The 20,770-nt window shown below is 62.7% G+C and carries 18 protein-coding genes and 1 pseudogene; 16 read left to right on the top strand and 3 right to left on the bottom strand.

Features of this window, described 5'->3' with window-relative positions:
- Positions 1-26: 26 nt before the first annotated feature.
- From BMI91_RS05425 to BMI91_RS05410, 4 genes are all read left to right on the top strand, one after another.
- On the top strand, positions 27-1,055 hold the full coding sequence (locus BMI91_RS05425) for a TRAP transporter substrate-binding protein (RefSeq protein ID WP_078545523.1): 1,029 nt from the start codon (positions 27-29) through the stop codon (positions 1,053-1,055).
- A gap of 119 nt (positions 1,056-1,174) precedes the next feature.
- Positions 1,175-1,936, top strand: coding sequence for an SDR family oxidoreductase (locus BMI91_RS05420; protein WP_078604208.1), 762 nt, complete (start codon positions 1,175-1,177; stop codon positions 1,934-1,936).
- Between the two features lie 77 nt (positions 1,937-2,013).
- Positions 2,014-3,528, top strand: a complete 1,515-nt coding sequence (locus tag BMI91_RS05415) for an aldehyde dehydrogenase (NADP(+)) (RefSeq protein ID WP_078604207.1) — start codon at positions 2,014-2,016, stop codon at positions 3,526-3,528.
- Between the two features lie 352 nt (positions 3,529-3,880).
- Complete coding sequence (locus BMI91_RS05410; protein ID WP_078604206.1) at positions 3,881-5,128, top strand: plasmid recombination protein; 1,248 nt, start codon at positions 3,881-3,883, stop codon at positions 5,126-5,128.
- Positions 5,129-5,201: 73 nt separating this feature from the next.
- Here BMI91_RS05410 and BMI91_RS05405 read toward each other — a convergent pair whose 3' ends face one another.
- Entirely contained in the window at positions 5,202-5,864 is a 663-nt protein-coding gene (locus BMI91_RS05405; RefSeq protein WP_244176552.1) for a GntR family transcriptional regulator, read from the bottom strand.
- Positions 5,865-6,007: 143 nt separating this feature from the next.
- Here BMI91_RS05405 and uxaC point away from each other — a divergent pair, with 143 nt between their 5' ends.
- From uxaC to BMI91_RS05350, 11 genes are all read left to right on the top strand, one after another.
- The gene (uxaC, locus tag BMI91_RS05400) at positions 6,008-7,414 is read left to right on the top strand and encodes a glucuronate isomerase (RefSeq protein ID WP_078604204.1); all 1,407 of its coding nucleotides are present in this window, start codon (positions 6,008-6,010) and stop codon (positions 7,412-7,414) included.
- 28 nt (positions 7,415-7,442) lie between these two features.
- Entirely contained in the window at positions 7,443-8,423 is a 981-nt protein-coding gene (locus BMI91_RS05395) for a TRAP transporter substrate-binding protein (protein ID WP_078572450.1), read from the top strand.
- A 62-nt stretch (positions 8,424-8,485) separates the two neighbouring features.
- Positions 8,486-9,043 (top strand): TRAP transporter small permease, encoded by a 558-nt coding sequence (locus BMI91_RS05390; RefSeq protein ID WP_078540066.1) that lies wholly within the window; start codon positions 8,486-8,488, stop codon positions 9,041-9,043.
- Positions 9,044-9,047: 4 nt separating this feature from the next.
- Positions 9,048-10,328 carry a TRAP transporter large permease gene (locus BMI91_RS05385; protein WP_078540065.1) on the top strand — a complete coding sequence of 427 codons (1,281 nt, stop codon included), beginning with the start codon at positions 9,048-9,050 and terminating at the stop codon, positions 10,326-10,328.
- Between the two features lie 13 nt (positions 10,329-10,341).
- On the top strand, positions 10,342-10,647 hold the full coding sequence (locus BMI91_RS05380; protein ID WP_078545539.1) for a cupin domain-containing protein: 306 nt from the start codon (positions 10,342-10,344) through the stop codon (positions 10,645-10,647).
- An 11-nt stretch (positions 10,648-10,658) separates the two neighbouring features.
- Positions 10,659-11,483 (top strand): 5-dehydro-4-deoxy-D-glucuronate isomerase, encoded by an 825-nt coding sequence (kduI, locus tag BMI91_RS05375; protein WP_078604203.1) that lies wholly within the window; start codon positions 10,659-10,661, stop codon positions 11,481-11,483.
- Positions 11,480-12,223 carry a 2-dehydro-3-deoxy-D-gluconate 5-dehydrogenase KduD gene (gene kduD / locus BMI91_RS05370; RefSeq protein WP_078604202.1) on the top strand — a complete coding sequence of 248 codons (744 nt, stop codon included), beginning with the start codon at positions 11,480-11,482 and terminating at the stop codon, positions 12,221-12,223. Before kduI ends, kduD begins: the two co-directional genes overlap by 4 nt.
- Positions 12,201-13,640, top strand: coding sequence for a mannitol dehydrogenase family protein (locus BMI91_RS05365; protein ID WP_078604474.1), 1,440 nt, complete (start codon positions 12,201-12,203; stop codon positions 13,638-13,640). The genes kduD and BMI91_RS05365 overlap by 23 nt, the downstream gene beginning before the upstream one ends.
- A complete protein-coding gene (gene uxuA / locus BMI91_RS05360; protein ID WP_078604201.1) occupies positions 13,637-14,821 on the top strand; it encodes a mannonate dehydratase in 1,185 nt (394 codons plus the stop codon). The genes BMI91_RS05365 and uxuA overlap by 4 nt, the downstream gene beginning before the upstream one ends.
- A complete protein-coding gene (locus BMI91_RS05355; protein ID WP_078604200.1) occupies positions 14,814-16,334 on the top strand; it encodes a UxaA family hydrolase in 1,521 nt (506 codons plus the stop codon). The genes uxuA and BMI91_RS05355 overlap by 8 nt, the downstream gene beginning before the upstream one ends.
- Complete coding sequence (locus BMI91_RS05350) at positions 16,331-17,212, top strand: sugar kinase (RefSeq protein ID WP_244176551.1); 882 nt, start codon at positions 16,331-16,333, stop codon at positions 17,210-17,212. The genes BMI91_RS05355 and BMI91_RS05350 overlap by 4 nt, the downstream gene beginning before the upstream one ends.
- A gap of 234 nt (positions 17,213-17,446) precedes the next feature.
- Here BMI91_RS05350 and BMI91_RS05345 read toward each other — a convergent pair whose 3' ends face one another.
- Positions 17,447-17,872 (bottom strand): RrF2 family transcriptional regulator, encoded by a 426-nt coding sequence (locus BMI91_RS05345; protein ID WP_078540059.1) that lies wholly within the window; start codon positions 17,870-17,872, stop codon positions 17,447-17,449.
- A 156-nt stretch (positions 17,873-18,028) separates the two neighbouring features.
- Here BMI91_RS05345 and hmpA point away from each other — a divergent pair, with 156 nt between their 5' ends.
- A complete protein-coding gene (hmpA, locus tag BMI91_RS05340) occupies positions 18,029-19,210 on the top strand; it encodes an NO-inducible flavohemoprotein (protein WP_078604199.1) in 1,182 nt (393 codons plus the stop codon).
- Positions 19,211-20,454: 1,244 nt separating this feature from the next.
- Here hmpA and BMI91_RS20165 read toward each other — a convergent pair.
- Positions 20,455-20,727 (bottom strand): annotated as a pseudogene (locus BMI91_RS20165) (transposase); the annotation flags it as partial.
- Positions 20,728-20,770 lie beyond the last annotated feature (43 nt).

Genomic DNA, 20,770 nt, shown 5'->3' with positions numbered 1-20,770 from the left:
ACGTTAATTTCCAAAGGGAGGAAACAATGAAAACCAAGGCAATTAAAGCAGCGCTTCTGCTTGGCACGATGGTAGCGGTCGCAAGCCCTGCCGCAGCCGAATTCCACGACCGCACGATCCGGATTTCCAACGGTGTCGCCGAAAACCACCCGGTGCATAATGGCGTCGATGCGATGCAGCAGTGTCTTGACGACAAGACCGGCGGCAAGATGAAGCTTCAGGCTTACTGGAGCGGTTCGCTTGGCGGCGACCTTCAGGCGACCCAGGCGCTTCGCTCGGGCACGCTCGACGCGGTGGTGACCTCGTCCTCGCCGCTTGTCGGGATCGAACCGGCGCTCGGTGTGTTCGATCTGCCGTTCCTGTTCCAGACCAATGAGGAAGCCTACGCCGTCATGGATGGCGATTTCGGCAAGTTCCTGAATGACAAGCTGGCCGACAAAGGGCTGGTCAACCTCGCCTATTGGGAGAACGGGTTCCGTAACGTGTCGAACTCGAAGCGTCCGATCACCAAGTGGGAAGACCTCAAGGGCATCAAGATCCGCGTGATGCAGAACAATATCTTCCTCGACACCTTCGACAATCTCGGTGCCAACGCGACGCCGATGGCCTTCGGTGAAGTGTTCTCTGCACTGGAGACCGGCGCGATCGATGCACAGGAAAACCCCTATGTCACGATCGACACTTCGAAGTTCTACGAAGTGCAGAAATATATCAGCGAGACGAAGCACGCTTATACGCCCTTCCTCTTCCTGTTCTCGAAGCCGATCTTTGATACGTTCGATCCCGACGAACAGGATGCGCTGCGCACCTGTGCAGTCAAGGGCGGCTCGGTCGAGCGCAACGTGATCCAGGATCTCAACAAGAAATCGCTCGAGAAGATGGAAAAGGCCGGGATCAAGTTCAACAAAGTCTCGCCTGAAGAGCTGGCTCGCATGCGTGAGAAGTCGCAGGTCGTCTACGACAAGCACCGCGACGAAATCGGTGGCGACGTCATCGATCGGGTGCAGAAGACGATCGACGGGCTTCGCTCCGAGAAGAAAGCGAGCAGCAACTGAGGCTGCGTAATGTAGTCTCAAGCTGATCCGCCCATTCCCTCGGGCGGATCAAGAGGCGGGCCATGTCCTCCGGCCCGCCTCTCCCTTTTTGGTCACGACACGGACACGAGGATAGGGCGATGAACACATTCGATCTCTCAGGCAAAACCGCACTGGTCACCGGCTCGTCTCGCGGTCTGGGCAGAACCTTCGCGGAGGCGCTGGCGGCCGCGGGCGCGCACGTGGTGCTCAACGGGTTTGATGCCGCACGGCTCGAGCAGACTCGAAAGGAAATGATCGAACAAGGCTACGACGTGAGCGCCGCGGCCTTCGACGTCTCCGACGAGGCCGCCGTGCGCGCGGCGTTCGAGAGGCTCGACGCGGAGGGGCGCACCCCGGACATTCTGGTGAACAATGCCGGTATCCAGTTGCGCCGTCCGATGTTGGAACTGAGCGCGGCGGACTGGCAGCGCGTGCTCGATACCAACCTGACCTCTGCATTCCTTTGTGGCCGCGAAGCAGCTTCGCGGATGATCGCGAAAGGGGGCGGCAAGATCATCAATATCGGCTCGCTGATGAGCGACCTCGCCCGCGTCACGGTCGCGCCCTACACGGTCGCCAAAGGGGGCGTCAAAATGCTGACGCGGTCGATGGCGGCGGAGTGGGCCGGCTCGAACATTCAAGCGAACGCCATCGGACCCGGCTACATGATGACCGACATGACGCGCCCGCTTCAGGAAGATCAGGATTTCGACAGCTGGGTCCGCGGGCGCACACCCGCCGGGCGCTGGGGAAAGCCCGAGGAATTGCAGGGCGCGGTGGTATTTCTCGCCTCGTCGGCCTCGGATTTCGTGAACGGACAAATCCTCTACATCGACGGCGGCATGACGGCGGTTCTTTGAAACCGCGCGCATTGAACGAAGGGTCTCTGCGACGCCGTTCTGCGTCGGGCCCGGTGACGAATTAACAAGGAGACATCATGACCTTCACCCCGCACGGACAACACCTGATCGCCGGCGACTGGATCGGCACCGACAAGACCTTCGCCTCCGATCCCGCGCATGGCCCGAGCCATGAGTTCTGCGTCGGCACGGTCGAGATGGTGGATGCGGCCTGCGAGGCAGCCGAAGAGGCGTTCTGGGACTACGGCTATTCGAGCCGTGAGACCCGCGCAAAGTTCCTCGAGACTATCGCCGACGAGATAGATGCACGCGGCGAGGCGATCACCGAGATCGGCACGCAGGAAACCGGCCTCCCCGAGGCGCGTCTGAATGGCGAGCGCGGGCGCACCGTGGGCCAGCTGCGTCTCTTTGCCAGCCACATCCGCAACGGCGACTATCTCGACCGCCGCCATGACGAGGCACTCCCCGATCGCCAGCCGCTGCCGCGCCCGGATCTGCGGATGATGCAGCGTCCGATCGGCCCCGTGGCCGTCTTCGGCGCGTCGAACTTCCCGTTGGCGTTTTCGACGGCCGGCGGTGACACCGCCGCCGCGCTGGCCGCGGGGTGCCCGGTCGTGGTGAAGGGCCACTCCGCCCATCCCGGCACCGGCGAAATCGTGGCCGAGGCGATCAAGGCCGCAGTCGAGAAATGCAACATGCCCAAAGGCGTCTTCAGTCTGATCCAGGGCGGACGCCGTGACGTGGGTCAAGGGCTCGTGCAGCATCCGCTGATCAAGGCCGTGGGCTTCACCGGTAGCTTGGGCGGGGGGCGTGCGCTGTTCGATCTGTGTGCGCAGCGCCCCGAGCCGATCCCGTTCTTTGGCGAGTTGGGCTCGGTCAACCCGATGTTCCTGCTGCCCGAGGCGGCGAAGGCGCGCGGCGCCGAGATCGGCACCGGCTGGGCAGGCTCGCTGACGATGGGCGCGGGCCAGTTCTGCACCAATCCGGGCATCGCCGTGGTCGAGGAAGGCCCGGCAGGCGACGCTTTTGTCGCCGCCGCAAAAGAGGCGCTGTCGGCCTCCGGCCCGCAGGTCATGCTGACGGACGGCATCGCGCAGGCCTATCGCGACGGCAAGGACCGGTTCGATACCCGCAACTCCGTGACTCCGGTGCTGACGACCGAGCAGGAAGGCCGCAACGCCTCCCCGAACCTCTACGAGACGAGCGCCGAGAACTACCTGCAGGACCATGCGCTTGGCGAGGAAGTCTTCGGGCCGCTGGGTCTGGTCGTGCGGGTCTCGGACCCGGCGCAGATGGTCGATCTTGCGAAGGGCTTCGAGGGTCAGCTGACCGCCACGATGCATCTCGATGACGGCGATGCGGAGCTTGCCCGCAAGCTGCTGCCGGTGCTCGAGCGCAAGGCGGGCCGCGTGATGGCCAACGGCTTCCCGACCGGCGTAGAAGTCGGCGATGCGATGGTCCATGGCGGGCCCTATCCGGCGTCCACGAACTTCGGCGCGACCTCGGTCGGCACCCTTTCGATCCGGCGCTTCCTGCGCCCGGTCTGCTACCAGAACATCCCCGAGGGCGTGCTGCCCGCGGACCTTGCGTGAGTTTCGTCGGCTTTCGTTTCAGGCAGAACGATGAACAGCCTGAAGTGGTCGCTTAAGCTACACGCTCTTGAGGATGTTGCTGCGTTTGGGAGGCCTTCGATTTTTGGTCGGGCGAAGTCCTTCCCGGGGGGGCGAACTATGGTGCCCCCCGCGTGCCGCCTTTTTTGAGCATAAGCCGAAGCTGCCGCGCCGGCCCGAAATCCAGCCGTTCAGGAAAGCTAGCTATAGTCTGTCATATAGCTAGCTTTTCCCGACAGACCCCCGGCGCCGTTTTTCGCACCGGTCTCCTGCCCGTTTTTTCAGGTCACCAACTTATCCTCGGAGGAGAGTCAAGGAAGAGAAGAGGTGATCCATGAGCTATCAGTTTGTCCATATCGAATGTTATTCGGCGGCCCCACGCAAGGTTAAGGGAGCGCCTGAGCAGGTGAACACGGCCGAGCAGGTCTTCGGCGAGGCGATGCGGGTGCCGCGCTATTCGCGTCATGTCGACGAACCGAAAGCGCCGATCAAGCTTGACGGCACGACGACGCTCAACAAGCTCGAGGCGCTCTGGACCGAGAAGGTGGGGGCGATCCGTGAGACCGTGAAAAGTGCGAAAGGCACGAGCTATCAGCGTCGGCTGCGCCGCGATGCGGCGACGCTTTACACAGAAATTCACTCGCACCCCCTTTCGGTGGAGACCTTCAAGAGTGATCGAAAGCGCTATCAGCCAGAGATTCTCAGCTGGGCGGAACGGGTGCTCACGCATTTCGAAGCACGCATGCCCAAGGGAATTCAATGGGTGGCCGTGCTGCATTTCGACGAGGCGCAGGTCCACCTCCATATCCTGGCGATCAACGTCGACGACCCGAAGCTCGATGCAAATAAGCTGCATGCGGGCAAGCGCGCAGCCGCGGAGGTGCGCGCCTCCTGCGAGACCCCTTCGGCCATTTGCTCGCTCCCGCGGCCTATCCCCAAGCCGCTTCCGCCGAGGCCGCGCAAGCGGGCTCTTGGCAAGCGACCGGAAACGATCACGCGCAACAAGGCGCATAATGCTGCGCGTCTCGAGGCGTGGCGCTCGGCCTGTCGCGCGGCGCGCGTTGAGAATGCCAAGGCGCTCGCGGCGTGGAAAGAAGAGAACCGTGCCCATCTGAAAGTGGCTCGAAAACTGCGGGGTGAGGTTCCGGAAATGGTCGCCTACCGTGCGGCCATGCGTCAGTTCCAGGACGATTACCACCGGGCGGTCGGAGAGCACTGCGGGCTCTTGCGCGACGGGCCGCGAAAAGCGCGGCTAACGACGAAGCAACATGCCGCGCGCAAAGCGATTGCGGCACAGATGCAGGGGGCGTCCGCGGAGCTCGACCGAAGAGTTCTGGATATTGCGCAAAAGCAGGCGGGTCTGCGCGATGTCATCGCGGCGCTTGCCGAGGGTCGTGCCGAAATCTCGGGAGGCGCCATCGTGATGGAAGATATGCCTGCCTCTCTCAAGGAACTCGGTGAGAATAAGGAGGACTGGATGATCCAAGCTGTTCTCGATCTTATCGTGCGGGCTGGAGAGGTCGGGGTTGGCGCGATGCAGCCGGCGCGCGCGGAAGAGATCGAAGGGCCGGGGATGGGGTAGATGCCCGATGCCGTCTCGTATGTCGACCTTGAGTTCCCAGGTCGAAGTATTCGGCGATCACACCATCCCGACCTCAGCTCTGGTGACGCGCGACCTCGAAAAGCTCGGTGTGATCGTCCTGGATGCGGTCGATCTGGTCGAGGATGCGCGACAGGTGATCGCGCATCGCCTGAGTCGCCCGATCAAGGTCGCGGCTTTCGAGCGCGCTCAGGATCTTCACGTGATCGTCGAACGCATCGCGCGAGGCGAAAGACAGCGACAGCATCCGCACGCGGTCCATGTGCCCCTTGTTCTCGGCGATCAGTTCCCATGTGAAGCCGAGCCCGGCACGGGTGCAGATCTCGCGATGAAACTGATCGTCCAGTTCGTGGAATTTGGTCTTCTCACCCTTTTCCATCGCGGCACGCTGTTGCTCAATCAGATCGCGCAACGCCGCGAGATCCTCATCGGTCAATGCAGCGACCGCGACGCGCACAGTTTCAACCTCGAGCGCGTTGCGAATGAAGCGCGCCTGCAGCACCGCTTCGCGGGAAATCAGCGAGACCGTCGTCGCACGCTGAGGTCGAATCACAAGAAACCCGAGCTTCGACAAACGGTAGAAGGCATCGCGCACCGGCTGGCGCGAAACCCCCATCTGCTTGGCGACCTCCACTTCTGAGAGCTTGGTGCCCGGCGGCAGGGATAGCCCCAGAACTTGTTGGCGTAAATGTTCGAAAACGACATCGGAAACCGACATGCGTGCGTTCTGATCAAGCTGGGTCAAAGGCAGGGGCGCGGGCATCGGAACTCCTCGTTGACGGTCCGGGTATTCTAGCATATTAGTTTATTAGTTCGGTGGTAGTCCACCTAAGAAAATAGCTATAGGGGGAGCGATAGACCATGGCGCTGTTGAATAAAGATCGCCTGCTACCAGCGGATCCGGGGGTTCGTGCCCTCGCGCGCGATCTCTATGACACGATCAAGGACGCCCCGATCATCTCGCCCCACGGCCATACAGATCCGCGCTGGTATGCGCAGAACGAAGCCTTTCCCGATCCCGCCCAGCTTTTCGTGACGCCCGATCACTACGTGTTTCGGATGTTGCATAGCCAGGGCGTGCCGCTGGAGGCGCTTGGGGTGCCGCGCGTCGATGGCGGTGAGACGGAAGCCGATGGCCGCAAGATCTGGCGGCTGTTCGCGGAGCATTACCACCTGTTCCGCGCCACGCCCTCGCGGATCTGGCTGGACCATGCGTTCGAGACGATCTTCGGCTTCACCGAGCGGCTCAGCGCCGACACCGCGGACATGTATTACGATCGCATCTCGGAGGCGCTTCAGCGCCCGGAGATGCGCCCGCGCGCTTTGTTCGAGAAGTTCAATATCGAGGTGATCGCGACGACGGAAAGCCCGCTCGACGATCTGAAATGGCATCGGATGATCCGCGAAAGCGGATGGGGCGGGCGCGTGATCACCGCCTATCGCCCCGATCCGGTGGTGGATCCAGATTTCGAAGGCTTCGCGCAGAATGTCGAGACGTTCTGTCAGCTTGGCGGGCAGTCGGGCACATCCTTCGCGGCCTATCTGGACGCCCATCGCGACCGGCGCGCCTATTTCGCCTCTTTCGGGGCGACCTCGACCGACCACGGTCACCCGAGTGCCGCGACGCTCAATCTGGATCGCGCCGCGGTAGAGGCGCTCTATGACAAGGTGCTCGCGGGGAAAGCGGACGCGGCGGAGCGCGAGGCATTCCGCGCCCAGATGCTGACCGAGATGGCGAAGCTGTCCTGCGAGGACGGTCTGGTGATGCAGATCCATCCCGGCTCGTCGCGCAACCATTCCGACCCTATCCTAGCCCGCTTCGGGCGCGACAAGGGCTGCGATATCCCGACGCGCACCGATTATGTCGCAGCCCTCAAACCGCTTCTCGATGCGGTGGGGCAGGACCCCGAGCTGCGCGTCATTCTGTTCACGCTCGACGAGACGACTTATGCGCGCGAACTGGCGCCGCTGGCGGGTGTCTATCCCTGTCTGCGCCTTGGTCCCGCGTGGTGGTTCCATGACAGTTTCGAGGGCATGTGGCGCTACCGCGAGATGACCACCGAAACCGCGGGTTTCTACAACACGGTCGGCTTCAACGACGACACCCGTGCCTATTTGTCGATCCCCGCGCGCCATGACGTCGCGCGCCGGGTCGATGCCGGATTCCTTGCCAACTTGGTCGCCACCGGGCGGCTGACGGAGGAGGAAGCTTCTGAGGTCATCCACGACCTCACACACAGGCTTGCACGCCAAGCCTACAAGCTCTGATTGAGCACTTTCTGGGAGGAGAGAAGTAATGAAGAAGACACTGACACCTATCGCTGCGCTGCTGATTTCGGCCGCCAGCGTCACGACCGCGTCGGCCTGCGACATGACCCTGCGCTCGTCGGACACCCACCCCGACGGCTACCCGACCGTCGAGGCGGTGAAATCGATGGCCAAGGAGGTCGAGGCGAAGACCGATGGCCGGATCTGCATCGAGGTCTACCCGTCCGCGCAGCTGGGCGAGGAGAAGGATACGATCGAGCAGACCCAGCTGGGCGTGATCGACATGGTGCGCGCCTCGTTCGGCACGTTCAACGACATCGTTCCGGAAACGCAGCTGTTCTCGCTGCCCTACCTGTTCCGTTCGGTCGAACATCAGCACCACGTTCTCGACGGCCCGATCGGCGCCGAAGTCGGCAAGGCGTTCGAGGCACATGATCTGGTGCAGCTGGCCAATTACGACGCCGGTTCGCGTAGCTTCTACAACTCCGAGCATCCGATCAAATCGATCGACGATCTTCAGGGCATGAAGTTCCGGGTCATGCAGAACGACGTGTTCGTCGACATGATGAAGGCGATCGGGGCCAATGCTACGCCGATGCCCTATGGCGAGGTCTACTCCTCGATCCAGACCGGCGTCATCGACGGTGCGGAGAACAACTGGCCCTCCTATGACAGCTCGGGCCATTACGAGGTCGCGCCCTATTACACGCAGGACCAGCACCTCATGGTTCCGGAACTGGTGGCGATGTCGCTCACGACCTGGAACAAGCTGAGCCCCGAAGACCAGAAGGTCATCAAGGCTGCTGCGAAGAACTCGGAAACGCTCGAGCGCAAGCTCTGGGCCGAGCAGGAAAAGAAATCCGAGGACAAGGTCGAAGCGGCTGGCGTCAAAGTCGTGAAGGACATCGACAAGCAGCCCTTCATCGACGCGATGAAGCCGGTCTACGACAAATACGTGACCACGCCCGAGGCGAAGGATCTGGTGGCACGCATTCAAGCGACGAAGTGATCTGAGCCCTCGACCCCCGCCCGCAGGGGCGGGGGCACATTCTTTCCGTGGAGTTCCCACCGATGCGCAACGTTGTGGAAAAACTGGCCGTCTGGACCGGCTGGTTGGGCCGCGCTGCCCTATGGCTATCAGGGATCGGGCTGGTGCTGATGACGGCTTTCGTCTTCGCCCAGGTCTTTTACCGCTACGTCCTCGGCTCAAGCCTGTTCTGGGCCGAACCGGCCAGTGTGATCCTGATGGGTTGGTTCATCTTTCTCGGCGCGGCTGTCGGCATCCGGGAGGGCTACCACCTCAGCTTCGACGTGCTGCTTTTCGTGCTGCCCGAAAAGGTGCGCCTGACCTTCTTCTCGATCTCGGACCTCGTTGTCGCGGCTTTCGGTTTCGGGATGCTCAAATACGGTTGGGAGCTGGCTGACAAGATGGCCGCCACGACGATTTCGGGGCTCGGCGTTTCCGGGGCCTTCCGCTTCGTGCCGGTCGCGGCGGGCGGAGCGCTGCTGATGATCTTCTGCGCCGAGCGCATCCTGCGCCGGCTCGCGGGCCTCTCGACGTCGCGGTTCGGCGACGATCACGACGCGGCGGAGCTCGAGGGCGAAGCTGTAACTGGCGAAGGGAACTGAGCTCATGGAACTCTGGATCTTGTTCGGGACCTTTACCGTCCTTCTGCTGATCGGAACGCCGGTCGCATTCTGTCTCGGCGTGGCCTCCTTTGCGACAGTCACCTATCTCGGGCTTCCCCCGGTGGTGGTGTTCCAGCGTCTGAATTCCGGCGTCTCGGTCTTTGCGCTGATGGCGATCCCGTTCTTCATCTATGCCGGTGACCTGATGGTGCGCGGCGATATCGCGCGGCGGTTGGTCGCGCTGGCGGGCGCCTTGGTGGGGCATATGCGCGGCGGGCTGGGGCAGGTGAACATCCTCGCCTCGGTGATGTTCGGCGGCGTGTCGGGCTCGGCTGCGGCGGATGCCTCGGCAGTGGGCGGCCTGATGGTGCCGCAGATGCGCGAACGAGGTTACGGCGCGGATTACGGCGTGAACATCACCGTCACGGCGGCGATCATCGCGCTGATGCTGCCGCCCAGCCATAACATGATCATCTATTCGATCTCGGCAGGCGGGAAGATCTCGATCGCCGACCTGTTCACCGCCGGGATCATTCCGGGTCTGGTGCTTGCGCTGTCGCTGATGACCGCCGCCTATTTCGTCGCCAAACGCCGCGGCTACCCGACCGAACCGTTTCCCGGTCGCAGGGCCCTCGGGCGGTTGTTCTGGAATGCGATGCCCGGTCTGATCATGATCCTGATCATCTTCGGCGGCGTGCGCTCGGGCATTTTCACCGCCTCTGAAAGCTCCAATATCGCGGTGGTCTACGCGCTTCTGGTGACCGTCTTCCTGTATCGCACGATGAAGCTGTCGGATTTCATCGAAGCGACCAAGGGCGCGGTGCGCACGACGGCTATGGTGCTGATGGTGATCGGCTGCGCGGCCTCCTTCGGCTGGCTGCTGGCCTATCTGCAAGTGCCGGCCAAGCTGATCAATCTGCTCGAGAATTTCTCGCATAATCCGATCGTCATCCTGCTGCTGATCAACCTGTTGCTGCTGGTGCTGGGCACGTTCATGGACATGTCGCCGCTGATCGTGATCACCACGCCGATCTTCCTGCCCGTGGCTCAGGCCTTCGGCGTCGATCCGGTGCAGTTCGGGGTGATCCTCGTGCTCAACCTCGGGATCGGGCTCTGCACGCCGCCGGTTGGTGCGGTGCTGTTCGTCGGCTGCGCAGTCGGCCGGGTGCCGATCACGACGGTGATGAAATCAATCTGGCCGTTCTATTTCGCCACCTTCGCGACGCTGATGCTGGTGACCTATATCCCCGCGCTTTCGCTCTGGCTGCCGTCGGTCTTCCACTGAAAGGAGTCTCCCTATGAGCTATCCGATCGCCTATCCCGATGAAGGCATCGCCCGTCAGGTGCTGACCGAAAACGAGCAGATGATGCTGGTCTCGGTTCGCTTCGAGGCCGGGGCAGAGGGCGCGCTCCACTCGCATCCCCATGTGCAGGCCACCTACTGCAATTCCGGGGAATTTCGATTTGTCCTGGACGGCGCGGAGCACGTGCTGCGCGCCGGGGACAGCCTGATGATACCGTCTGGCGCCGAACACGGCTGTGTCTGTGTCGAAGCGGGGGAATTGCTCGACTGCTTCACCCCGCGCCGCGACGACTTTTTGTGAAAGGACATTCAATGCTCAGCGTAGAAACCCGCCACGCCATCCATCCCGACCACGCCCGCACGATGGGCACACAGGAACTGCGGGAGCATTTTCTGGGCACCGGGCTGTTCGCGCCTGGCGAGATCCGCTTGATCTACACGCATTACGACCGCTTCACCCTCGGGGGCGCGGTGCCGAACGGTGCGCCGCTTACGCTCGACGTGGTGGACGAGACGCGGACCGCCACTTTCCTCGAGCGGCGCGAACTGGGCATCGTCAATATCGGCGGCACGGGACGCGTCTCTGCCGCTGGCGAGACTTGGGAGATGGGCCGCGGCGACGTGCTGTATCTCGGCATGGGCGCAGGCCCGGTGACGTTTGAGGGCGACGGTCGGTTCTATTTGGTCTCCGCTCCCGCGCATCGCGCATGTTCGCATCGCCTGATCAAACTGGCTGAGGCGAACCGCGTCGAGCTGGGCGAAGCGGCGACCTCCAACAAGCGCGTCATCAACCAGTTCATCCATCCCACCGTGATGGAAAGCTGCCAACTGGTGCTGGGCTACACGCAACTGGTCGAAGGGTCGGTCTGGAACACGATGCCCGCGCATGTCCATGACCGCCGAATGGAGGCCTACCTCTACTGGGGCATGACGCCCGAGGCGCGCGTGCTGCACCTGATGGGCGAGCCGACCGAGACCCGCCACATGGTGATCGCCGACGAAGAGGCTGTGATCTCGCCGCCGTGGTCGATCCACTCCGGGGCCGGGATCGGGGAATACACCTTCATCTGGGCGATGGCGGGCGACAATGTCGATTACACCGACATGGACTTCGTGCAGCCGGCGGATCTGAAATGAGCCCGTTTTCGCTAGAGAACCGCCGCGCCCTCGTCACCGGCGCGAATACCGGCATCGGTCAAGCGATCGCCGTGTCGCTGGCCGCGCAAGGGGCACATGTCACCTGCGCGGGGCGGCGCGAATGCACCGAGACGCTGGCGATGATCGCGGAGGCGGGCGGGCAGGGCGAGGCGCTGCTTCTCGATTTCGCCGACCCTATGGCCGCGCAGAACACCTTCGCGGATGCGGGCTATTCGATCCTTGTGAACAACGCGGGCATCATCCGCCGCGAGGACAGTCTGGACTTCACCGAGGCCGATTGGGACGCGGTGATGGACGTGAACCTCAAGGCGCTGTTCTTCACCACGCAAGCCTTCGCCCGCGCCGCGCTGGAGAAGGGGAATACCCCGGCGGCGGTCGTCAATATCGCGTCGCTGCTGTCCTTTCAGGGCGGCATCCGCGTGCCGTCCTACACCGCGTCCAAGCATGGTGTGGCGGGGCTGACCAAGATCCTCGCCAACGAATGGGCGGCCAAAGGGATCAATGTGAACGCCATCGCGCCCGGCTATATCGCAACCAACAACACCGAGGCCCTGCGTGCCGATCCGGACCGCAGCGAGGCGATCCTCGCGCGCATCCCAGCCGGACGCTGGGGCGACCCTTCCGATATCGGCGGCACGGCCGCCTTCCTGTGTTCCCCCGCCGCGCGCTACATCCACGGCGCGGTGCTGAATGTCGATGGAGGCTGGCTTGCCCGCTGAACGTCTCACCCGCGAGAGCGCGAAGCTCAAAACCGGTATCGTCCATCTCGGCCTCGGCGCGTTCTTCCGTGCCCATGGGGCGATCTACACGGCTGAGGCTGCTGCGAAAAGCGGCGGCGACTGGGGGATCACCGGCGTGTCGCTGCAATCCTCGCGGATGCGCGACGCGCTGGCGCCGCAGGATTTCGCCTATAGCGGGCTGGAGTTTGGCCCCGAGGGCGAAACGCCCGAACGCATCGAGATCGTCAGCAACATTCTGGTGGCCCGCGAAGACCCGCAAGCAGTGCTCGACGTGATGGCCGATCCGGATGTGCGCATTGTCTCGCTCACGATCACCGAGAAGGGCTATTGCCATTCGCCCGCGACCGGCGCGCTTGACCCCGATCATCCCGATATCGTGCATGACATGGCCAACGACCTGCCCGTCTCTGCGCCCGGCTATCTTGTGCGTGCGCTGCAGCTGCGCCACGCGCGCGGCCTGCGTCCCTTCACCGCGATGAGCTGTGACAACCTGCCCGAAAACGGCCGGCTGCTGCGCGGCGTGGTGCTGGATCTGGCGCGTCGCATCGACCCGGAGCTGGCGGACTGGATCGCGGCTGAGGGACGGTTCCCGTCGACCATGGTGGACCGCATCGTGCCCGCGACGAAGCCCGAGGACATCGCGCGGCTCGAAGAGCTCGCCGGCTGGCACGACGCCTTGCCGGTGATGCACGAGCCGTTCCGCCAATGGGTGATTGAGGATGATTTCGTCGATGACGAACGTCCCGATTGGGGCGCGGTCGGTGTCGAGATGGTCAGCGACGTCACTCCGTTCGAACATATGAAACTGCGGATGCTGAACGGCACCCACAGCTCTCTGGCCTATCTTGGCTATCTGGCGGGGCATGAGACGATTTCCGACACGATGAACGACAAGGCGATGGCCGGTTTCGTGCGCTATCTGTGGCGCTCCGAAATCATTCCTTCGCTGACCCCGCCGCCGGGCGTTTCACTTGAGGATTACGCCGACGCACTTGCCGAGCGTTACGCCAATCCCGCGATCCGTCACCGGACATGGCAGATCGCGATGGATGGCAGCCAGAAGCTACCCCAGCGCATTCTGGCCACTGTTATGGACTCGTTGAAGGCCGGGCGGAGCTGTCCGGGCCTGATGCTCGCGATCGCGGCTTGGATGCGCTACGTCGGCGGCATCGACGAGAGAGGGCAGCCGATTGAAGTGAAAGACCCGCTGGCCGCCGAGCTGCGCGCGCTCTCCGACAGCGCAGCCGATGCCGAGGGCAAGGTCGCGGCGCTTTTGTCGCAGCGCTCGGTCTTTCCGCCCGAGCTCGCGCAATCCCTGCAGGCCCCGGTCTCTGCGGCCTATCGCGCGCTCGTCGAAAAAGGCGCGCGCGCTGCGGTGCAGGAGGTTCTCCGATGATCGAGAGCTGGCGTTGGTATGGCCCCGAGCTGGACACGATTTCCTTGCCGCAGATCACGCAAACGGGCGCATCCGGCGTTGTCACGGCACTGCACGAGATTGCCTATGGCGAGGTCTGGTCGCGTGAGGCGATCTCGGAACGACGGGCACTGATCGAGGCGGCGGGGCTGCATTGGCATGTGGTCGAAAGCCTGCCGATCCATGAGCGGATCAAGCGCGGCGAAGGCGATCTGAGCGCGCTTTTCGCCAACTATCGCCAATCCATGGCCAATCTCGCGGCCGAGGGCATCACGACGATCTGCTACAATTTCATGCCGGTGCTGGACTGGACCCGCACCGATCTGACTGCGCCACTTACGACAGGCGGTAGCTGCCTGCGCTTCGAGGCCTATCGCATGGCGGCTTTTGAGATTCACATGCTGAAGCGCGAAGGGGCCGAGGACGATTACACGCCCGACGTTTGCGCCCGCGCCAAGACCTGGTTCGAGGGCTCGACGCAGTCGGAGCGCGATGCACTGTTGCACGCGATCATGTCGGGGCTGCCGGGCGCCTATGACCGCTACGACATCGCCGGTCTGCGGGACCAGCTTGGCCTCTATGAGGGTATCGACCGCGACGAGATCCGGCGCAACTTCAAACGCTTCCTCGATGAGGTGATCCCCACGGCAGAAGAGCTGGGCCTACGGTTCTGCGTCCATCCCGACGATCCGCCGCGCGACATTCTCGGTCTGCCGCGGATCGTCTCCAATGCCGAGGATATCGACTGGATCCTGCAGGCGCATGATAGTCCCGCGAACGGGCTGACGCTTTGCACCGGCTCGCTCGGGGCGAACCCGGCCAATGATCCACCTGCGATCGCCGAGCACTTTGCGTCGCGTATCCATTTTGCCCACCTGCGCAACGTGCGCAAAGACCCCGATGGCAGTTTCGAGGAAGCCGCGCATCTGGGCGGCGATACCGATATGGTCGCGGTTGCCGAGACGCTGCTCGCGGAGGAAACGCTCCGGACCTCCGAGGGGCGCGCGGACGCACAGATCCCGTTCCGGCCTGATCACGGTCATGTTCTGCTCGATGACGCCGCCCGCGGCTCTTTCCCTGGCTATCCGCTGATCGGGCGGATGCGCGGGCTGGCCGAAATGCGCGGCGTGATTGCCGGGTTGAAAGGGCGTCGCGATGGCTGAAGCGATTACACTTCATCCGCGCGATACCGTAGCCGTGCTGGCCGCGCGCGCCGATGCGGGCAGCATCCCGCTTGGCTCCGGCGAGCCGCTCGCACATCCGGTTTCCGCCGGGCACAAGCTGGCGCGCGTGGCGATGGCCGAGGGTGATCCGGTGATCAAGTTCGGCCAGATCATCGGCCGGGCCAGCGCTCCGATTTCGGTGGGCGAACATGTTCATAGCCACAATGTCAGCTATTCCGAGCATGACGAGACCCACCAGATCGGCGCGGATCTCGCAAACGCCGAGGCCGCGATCCCGAAGGTCGCGCCCCGCAGCTTCATGGGCTACGCGCGGGACGATGGTCGGGTTGGCACGCGTAATTACATCGCACTCTGCGCCACGGTGAACTGCTCGGCCACGGTGATCAAATGCGCAGCCTCCGAGATTACGGCTGAGGGCGCGCTCGATCCTTATGACAATGTCGACGGCGTCGTCGCCTTCGCCCATGGCACCGGCTGCGGTATGGCGGCGAGCGGGCGCGGGGCGGACAGCCTCGAGCGTGTCCTCTGGGGCCATGCGACCCACCCGAATGTCGGCGCGGCGATCTTCGTGGGCTTGGGCTGCGAGGTGATGCAGATCGCGCGCATGGAGGCGCATTTCGGGTCGGCCGGGACCGAACGGTTCCACGCGCTGACCATTCAGGAGACCGGCGGCACCCGCGCCACGATCGAGGCGATCAAGACGAAGCTCCGTGAAATACTGCCGGAGGTGAACAAGGCCAGCCGCAGCTCCTGCCCGGTTTCCGCGCTGCGGATCGGATTGCAATGCGGCGGCTCGGACGGGTTCTCCGCGATCACCGCGAACCCGGCGCTGGGTGTGGCCTCGGACCTGATCGTGGGGCAGGGCGGGGGCGTGATCCTCTCCGAGACCCCCGAAATCCATGGCGCCGAAGATCTGCTGCTGCGCCGCACTATGCCCGAGGTGGCCGAAAAGCTCCTTGGCTGTCTCGACTGGTGGGAGGGCTATGCCGCGCAGAGCGGCGGCTCGATGGACAACAACCCGAGCCCCGGCAACAAGCAGGGCGGGATCACCACAATCCTCGAGAAATCCCTCGGCGCGGTCGCGAAGGCCGGGGCGACGCCGCTGCGGGCCTTCTATGACTATGCCGAACAGGTTCGCACGCCAGGGCTGAGCTTCATGGACAGCCCGGGTTACGATCCGGTCTCGGCCACGGGCCAGATCGCGGCAGGCGCGCAGATCGTGGTGTTTACCACCGGGCGTGGCTCTGCTTTCGGCTCGAAACCCGCGCCGACGATCAAGCTGGCGACCTCGGACCGGCTGATGGCGGCCATGCCCGACGATATGGATATCGGCTGTGGTGACATCCTGAGCCAAGGCGTGTCGATCGCTGACAAGGGCGCGGAAATCTTCGAGGCGATCCTGCGTGTCGCATCGGGAGAGAAAACCAAATCGGAAGACCTCGGGCTGGGCGATAACGAATTCCAGCCGTGGCAAATCGGAGCGGTGATGTGACGAAGAAACCCGTGATCGCCTGCGTCGGGGAAGCGATGGTCGAGCTGTCTTTCGACCGCCCTGAGCAACAGATCGGCTTTGCCGGAGATACGCTCAACACTGCGGTTTATCTTGTGCGCGCGACTGGGGCGGCAGCGCAGGTCGAATTCGTGACCGTGCTGGGGCGCGATGCCGTCTCCGATCGCATGAGCGCCTTCATCGCCGACCAAGGTGTGGGCTGCGCGCGCATCCGCCGCCACCCCGGGCGCCTGCCCGGCATCTACGCGATCGCGCTCGATTCAAAGGGCGAGCGCAGCTTTTCCTACTGGCGCGACCAATCCGCGGCGCGCTGCCTGTTCGAGGATGGATTCGCGCAGCTTGAAGGGGTCGATCTGATCTATCTCAGCGCGATCACGCTGGCGATCCTGCCCCATTCGGTGCGCCTGTCGCTCTTGGCACATCTGGAGGCACATCCCGCCCGGGTGGCTTTCGATTCCAACTACCGCCCGCGGCTCTGGGAAGATATCGAGACCGCCCGCGCCGTGACCGAGGCGGCGTGGCGCATCGCCGATATCGCGCTGCCTTCGCTGGATGACGAGATGGCTCTCTTCGGTGATCGCGATGCGCAAGCGGTGCGCGCGCGGCTCAACGGCTGGGGCGCGCGCAAAGGCGCGTTGAAGATGGGCGCGGGAGGGGCGATATCGCTCGATCCCACCGCCAAGCCGCTCGACCTGCCTGCCGCGCAAAAGGTGGTCGATACCACCGCGGCCGGCGACAGTTTCAACGGTGCATGGCTCGCCGCGCATTTTCGGGGCGCTTCAGACGAGGACTGCCTTGTTCAGGCTCATGCCTGCGCGCTCGAGGTGATCGCGCAGCCGGGGGCGATCATAGCTGCGTAGCTACCAAAGAGGGGGCTCGTCTTGCAACTTGCGATGCCGCGATCCCCCGAGTGGCCAAGATTGCCGGTTCCAGCGGCACGCGGCGCGACCCGAGAGGGGATCGGGCTTCAATCTCCATTCTTCACCCCAGTCGTCGGCTCAGCTCTTCGGTCTTATGGATTGATTATTGTTAGTTGCTCAGAGTGATACGGCCTCGGTCAAGATTTTTGATCTTAAGTCCTCAGGATCGCCGCCTCATGATGCTGCCAGCCCGAAATCGCGCGGCGAGATCGCGATATCGGCAATCGTGTAGTTGTCGAGCGTCGCCAAGAAAGCCGCCCGGGCTTCCGCCAAGGGAGAAATCAAACGGCAGGATGCTGTGATCGTGCAATCTCCGTCGCTGCGCATACATTCGACGAGATCGAAATCCGTCTCCATGTGGCGCACAATTGTTCCCACGCCGATCTCTTGGGCGGCACGTGCAAGCCCCAGGCCGCCGGACCGGCCGCGTTGGGCAGTCAGAAATTCGCCTCGGGTCAGCGCGTTGACGACCTTCATGACCGTGCTTCGAGGCGCGTGATAGGCCGCGACGAGATGATCGATCGTGAAGCGGCGGTCTTTCATCGACGCCGCATAGATCATGACGCGCAAGGCAAGGTCCGTAGTGTCGTTCAAGCGCATTCGCAGATCTCTCCTGATCGGGCTCCCAAGCGACGCGTCTCGTATCACGAGGCCGGACAGAATGTCGCACAAGAAAAACATACCTGTGATTGGCATCTTAATTCCCGAGAGAATAGATGCGGTTCATTGGTATGTTTTATAACCCAGGAGACAATGATGGCCAAGCCGCTCTCGGAAAACACACTCGCGATCATCGAAGCCACTGCACCCGTCGTCGCCGAGCACGTCGATCAGATCGTGCCGGTCATGTATCGCAGGCTGCTCGCCGCTCCCGAAATCCGGGCGCTGTTCAACATGTCGCATCAACATGGCAACTCGCCGCAGCACAAAGCGCTCGCGGGGGCGCTGGTGGCCTATGCGACCCATATCCGGAATCCCGGGGTCTTGGCCGATGCGCTGGAACGGATCGCACAGAAACATGTCGGTTTGCAGATCCTCCCCGAGCATTACCCCCATGTCGGCGAAGCGCTGCTGGGCGCTGTCGCCGAGGTGTTGGGCGAGGCCGCGACCCCCGAGATCCTGAATGCCTGGGGCGAGGCCTACTGGTTCCTTGCCAATACGCTCATCGAGCGAGAAGAAGAGATCTACGCCGGTGCGGAAGAACAGGACGGCGGCTGGCGCGGGTGGCGGCGCTTCAAGGTTGGCGCGAAGGACAGCGAAACCTCCGAGATCGCGTCCTTCACGCTCTATCCCGTGGATGGGTTGCCTGTTCTCAAGCATCGCCCCGGTCAGTATCTGAGCTTCCGCTTTGCACCTGCGGAAGGCGAGGAGTATCGGCGCAACTACTCGATCTCCTCGGCGCCGGATGGTCAGTCCTACCGCATCACCGTCAAGCGCGAGCCCGGCGGGCGGATCTCCAACTGGCTGCATGATGCGGTCGAGGTCGGCGCCGAGTTCGACGTGGCCGCGCCCGCTGGCGAGTTCTTCCTCGATCCCGCAGACAAGCGAGAGGTGGTTCTGCTGTCAGGCGGCGTTGGCCTCACCCCGATGATCTCGATGCTGGAGAGCTATGGCGGCGGCGATCTGCGGATGGTCTATGTCCACGCGACGCGGAACGGCCAGTCCCATGCGCTTGCCGCGACCTCCCGTGCGAAGGCGCATGAGAGCCACGTCTTCTATGAGGTGCCGGAAGAGAATGATGTCGCGAATGGTGTCCATACCGGCCGCGTCGATCCGAACTGGCTCGTGCAGATCAGCGATCCGGCCAGGGCGGACTATTTCATCTGCGGCCCGACGGGCTTCATGCAGGAGATGGTTTCCGGTCTGAAGGTAGCAAACGTTCCGGACGCTCGCATTCACTATGAGTTCTTCGGCCCCGCATCCGCGCAGATCGGTTGATACCTCGTCCCAGCGCTCTATCCGTCGAGCGCCGGGCCGCCGCTCTATGTGACCAGAGCTGCTTTGAAGAGATGCCGGTGACTTGAAAAGGGGAGGGGACGATACACGACGGGCCGCACCTAGAACCGCACCCTCTTGCTGTTGAACGAGCTCCTGCGAGCCCGGAGCTTCACCCGCATGTCGATATACGTTCTGAGCATGATGTGTCGTCGATCGAACGTCCTAGCTGCCTAAGCTTCATGGCAATCTCTTCCGGCTTGTGCCGCTTATTCGATGTCTCTCGTCCTCCGTTTTCTGAATAGAACGGTGGGGTCGTGCGACCGGGAGGCTCAAAGCGACGTAATCGCTCTTTGCTTTGGCATGCCACCGAAAAGATTAGACAATTTGAGCTTCAGAAGCTGACATAGAAGAAGGCCGGGGAAGGCTCAGATGAACGCGAAGCAGCCGGGCGATCGCCCGGCTGCTCCCGCCACCAACCTGACAGCTTGAGGGGCTAACTGCGTCAGGTCACTCGACGATGTGCTTGAAAGGGTGTGGGTGGTTCACGCCGTCGATAGCGGTAGGGTGGAAAAGCCTGGATGGCCTTGAGGGTCTCAAGGCGGGCTGAGAAAACGGGATCACATCTCGGGCAAAGCAGAGATATAAGGTAAGAAAAAGACCAAAAAATATGCATTTTAGGCTCCAAGATAACTATTTGGAGAAAGTGTCGTTCCTTAAATTGAAATGACGACCACTCAACCTTTGAGCGAGAAGGTGGCGAGAGGACGGTGGGAAAGTGACGGATTTGTGTCTGACGTTTTTCTTTCTTGTGCCGACCATGATTTCGGTCCGATTGCGGCGTTTATAATTGCGTTCGCCGAATTCTACGAGGATCTGCGCGTCTTTGCAGCGAGAGATGTATGCCCTCAGAGCCCCGCAATCAGATAGGGCGGACTATGAGAGATAGTGGCGCCCCCCATGGCAACTCACGCCTTCAAAGTCCGGTCGAGGTTGCCTCATACGCACCCCGGCTCCCCGCGTCACTCGCCCGTTTGGTCGCCTCTCCGAAGATCGCCGATCCGCCACTTGATCGCGTCGAGCCGCAGGAGAACTTCATCCCGGTAGGCACCGGTGCGCGTGGTCTCCTCTTCTGAATGAGCGTCCTGCATAGAATCCACGATCAGGCCCACCAGGAGGTTCACCACTGCGAAGGTCGTGACCATTATGAAGGGCAAGAAGAAGGTCCAGGCCAGAGGGTGGGTTTCCATCACTGGGCGCACGAAGCCCATCTCGCTCCAACGCTTCCAGCGGTTGTAGAGTGTTTTGGGTGGACCGTATTCCTGCGGTGCATCGCGCCAGTGCAACCCATTGCGGTTTATGAAGATTATCCCGCTCAGAATATGACGATCATCAACCCGTGGGCGGCCATGGCTCTTCGGAAGTGAGGAAGATCAGAAAACAGTCCATTGGACTGTTTTTCTGACGAACGGCTCGAGCAGTGCCATCTTCTCGTCGCTCAGCCAGAGAAGACTGCTCACCACACGCGCCTATATCTAGTCAAGCGGACGATCGAGAGCGGTC

The organism is Thioclava sediminum (assembly GCF_002020355.1).
Lineage (GTDB): Bacteria > Pseudomonadota > Alphaproteobacteria > Rhodobacterales > Rhodobacteraceae > Thioclava > Thioclava sediminum.
The sequence above is the reverse complement of the archived record's forward strand: the minus strand, read 5'-3'. Positions and strand labels throughout refer to the sequence as shown.

Bases quoted from the DNA above. Each gene is read 5' to 3' on its own strand.
- BMI91_RS05425 (WP_078545523.1), top strand. From the start codon at position 27: ATGAAAACCAAGGCAATTAAAGCAGCGCTTCTGCTTGGCACGATGGTA.
- BMI91_RS05420 (WP_078604208.1), top strand. From the start codon at position 1,175: ATGAACACATTCGATCTCTCAGGCAAAACCGCACTGGTCACCGGCTCG.
- BMI91_RS05415 (WP_078604207.1), top strand. From the start codon at position 2,014: ATGACCTTCACCCCGCACGGACAACACCTGATCGCCGGCGACTGGATC.
- BMI91_RS05410 (WP_078604206.1), top strand. From the start codon at position 3,881: ATGAGCTATCAGTTTGTCCATATCGAATGTTATTCGGCGGCCCCACGC.
- BMI91_RS05405 (WP_244176552.1), bottom strand. From the start codon at position 5,864: ATGTCGGTTTCCGATGTCGTTTTCGAACATTTACGCCAACAAGTTCTG.
- uxaC (WP_078604204.1), top strand. From the start codon at position 6,008: ATGGCGCTGTTGAATAAAGATCGCCTGCTACCAGCGGATCCGGGGGTT.
- BMI91_RS05395 (WP_078572450.1), top strand. From the start codon at position 7,443: ATGAAGAAGACACTGACACCTATCGCTGCGCTGCTGATTTCGGCCGCC.
- BMI91_RS05390 (WP_078540066.1), top strand. From the start codon at position 8,486: ATGCGCAACGTTGTGGAAAAACTGGCCGTCTGGACCGGCTGGTTGGGC.
- BMI91_RS05385 (WP_078540065.1), top strand. From the start codon at position 9,048: ATGGAACTCTGGATCTTGTTCGGGACCTTTACCGTCCTTCTGCTGATC.
- BMI91_RS05380 (WP_078545539.1), top strand. From the start codon at position 10,342: ATGAGCTATCCGATCGCCTATCCCGATGAAGGCATCGCCCGTCAGGTG.
- kduI (WP_078604203.1), top strand. From the start codon at position 10,659: ATGCTCAGCGTAGAAACCCGCCACGCCATCCATCCCGACCACGCCCGC.
- kduD (WP_078604202.1), top strand. From the start codon at position 11,480: ATGAGCCCGTTTTCGCTAGAGAACCGCCGCGCCCTCGTCACCGGCGCG.
- BMI91_RS05365 (WP_078604474.1), top strand. From the start codon at position 12,201: ATGGAGGCTGGCTTGCCCGCTGAACGTCTCACCCGCGAGAGCGCGAAG.
- uxuA (WP_078604201.1), top strand. From the start codon at position 13,637: ATGATCGAGAGCTGGCGTTGGTATGGCCCCGAGCTGGACACGATTTCC.
- BMI91_RS05355 (WP_078604200.1), top strand. From the start codon at position 14,814: ATGGCTGAAGCGATTACACTTCATCCGCGCGATACCGTAGCCGTGCTG.
- BMI91_RS05345 (WP_078540059.1), bottom strand. From the start codon at position 17,872: ATGCGCTTGAACGACACTACGGACCTTGCCTTGCGCGTCATGATCTAT.
- hmpA (WP_078604199.1), top strand. From the start codon at position 18,029: ATGGCCAAGCCGCTCTCGGAAAACACACTCGCGATCATCGAAGCCACT.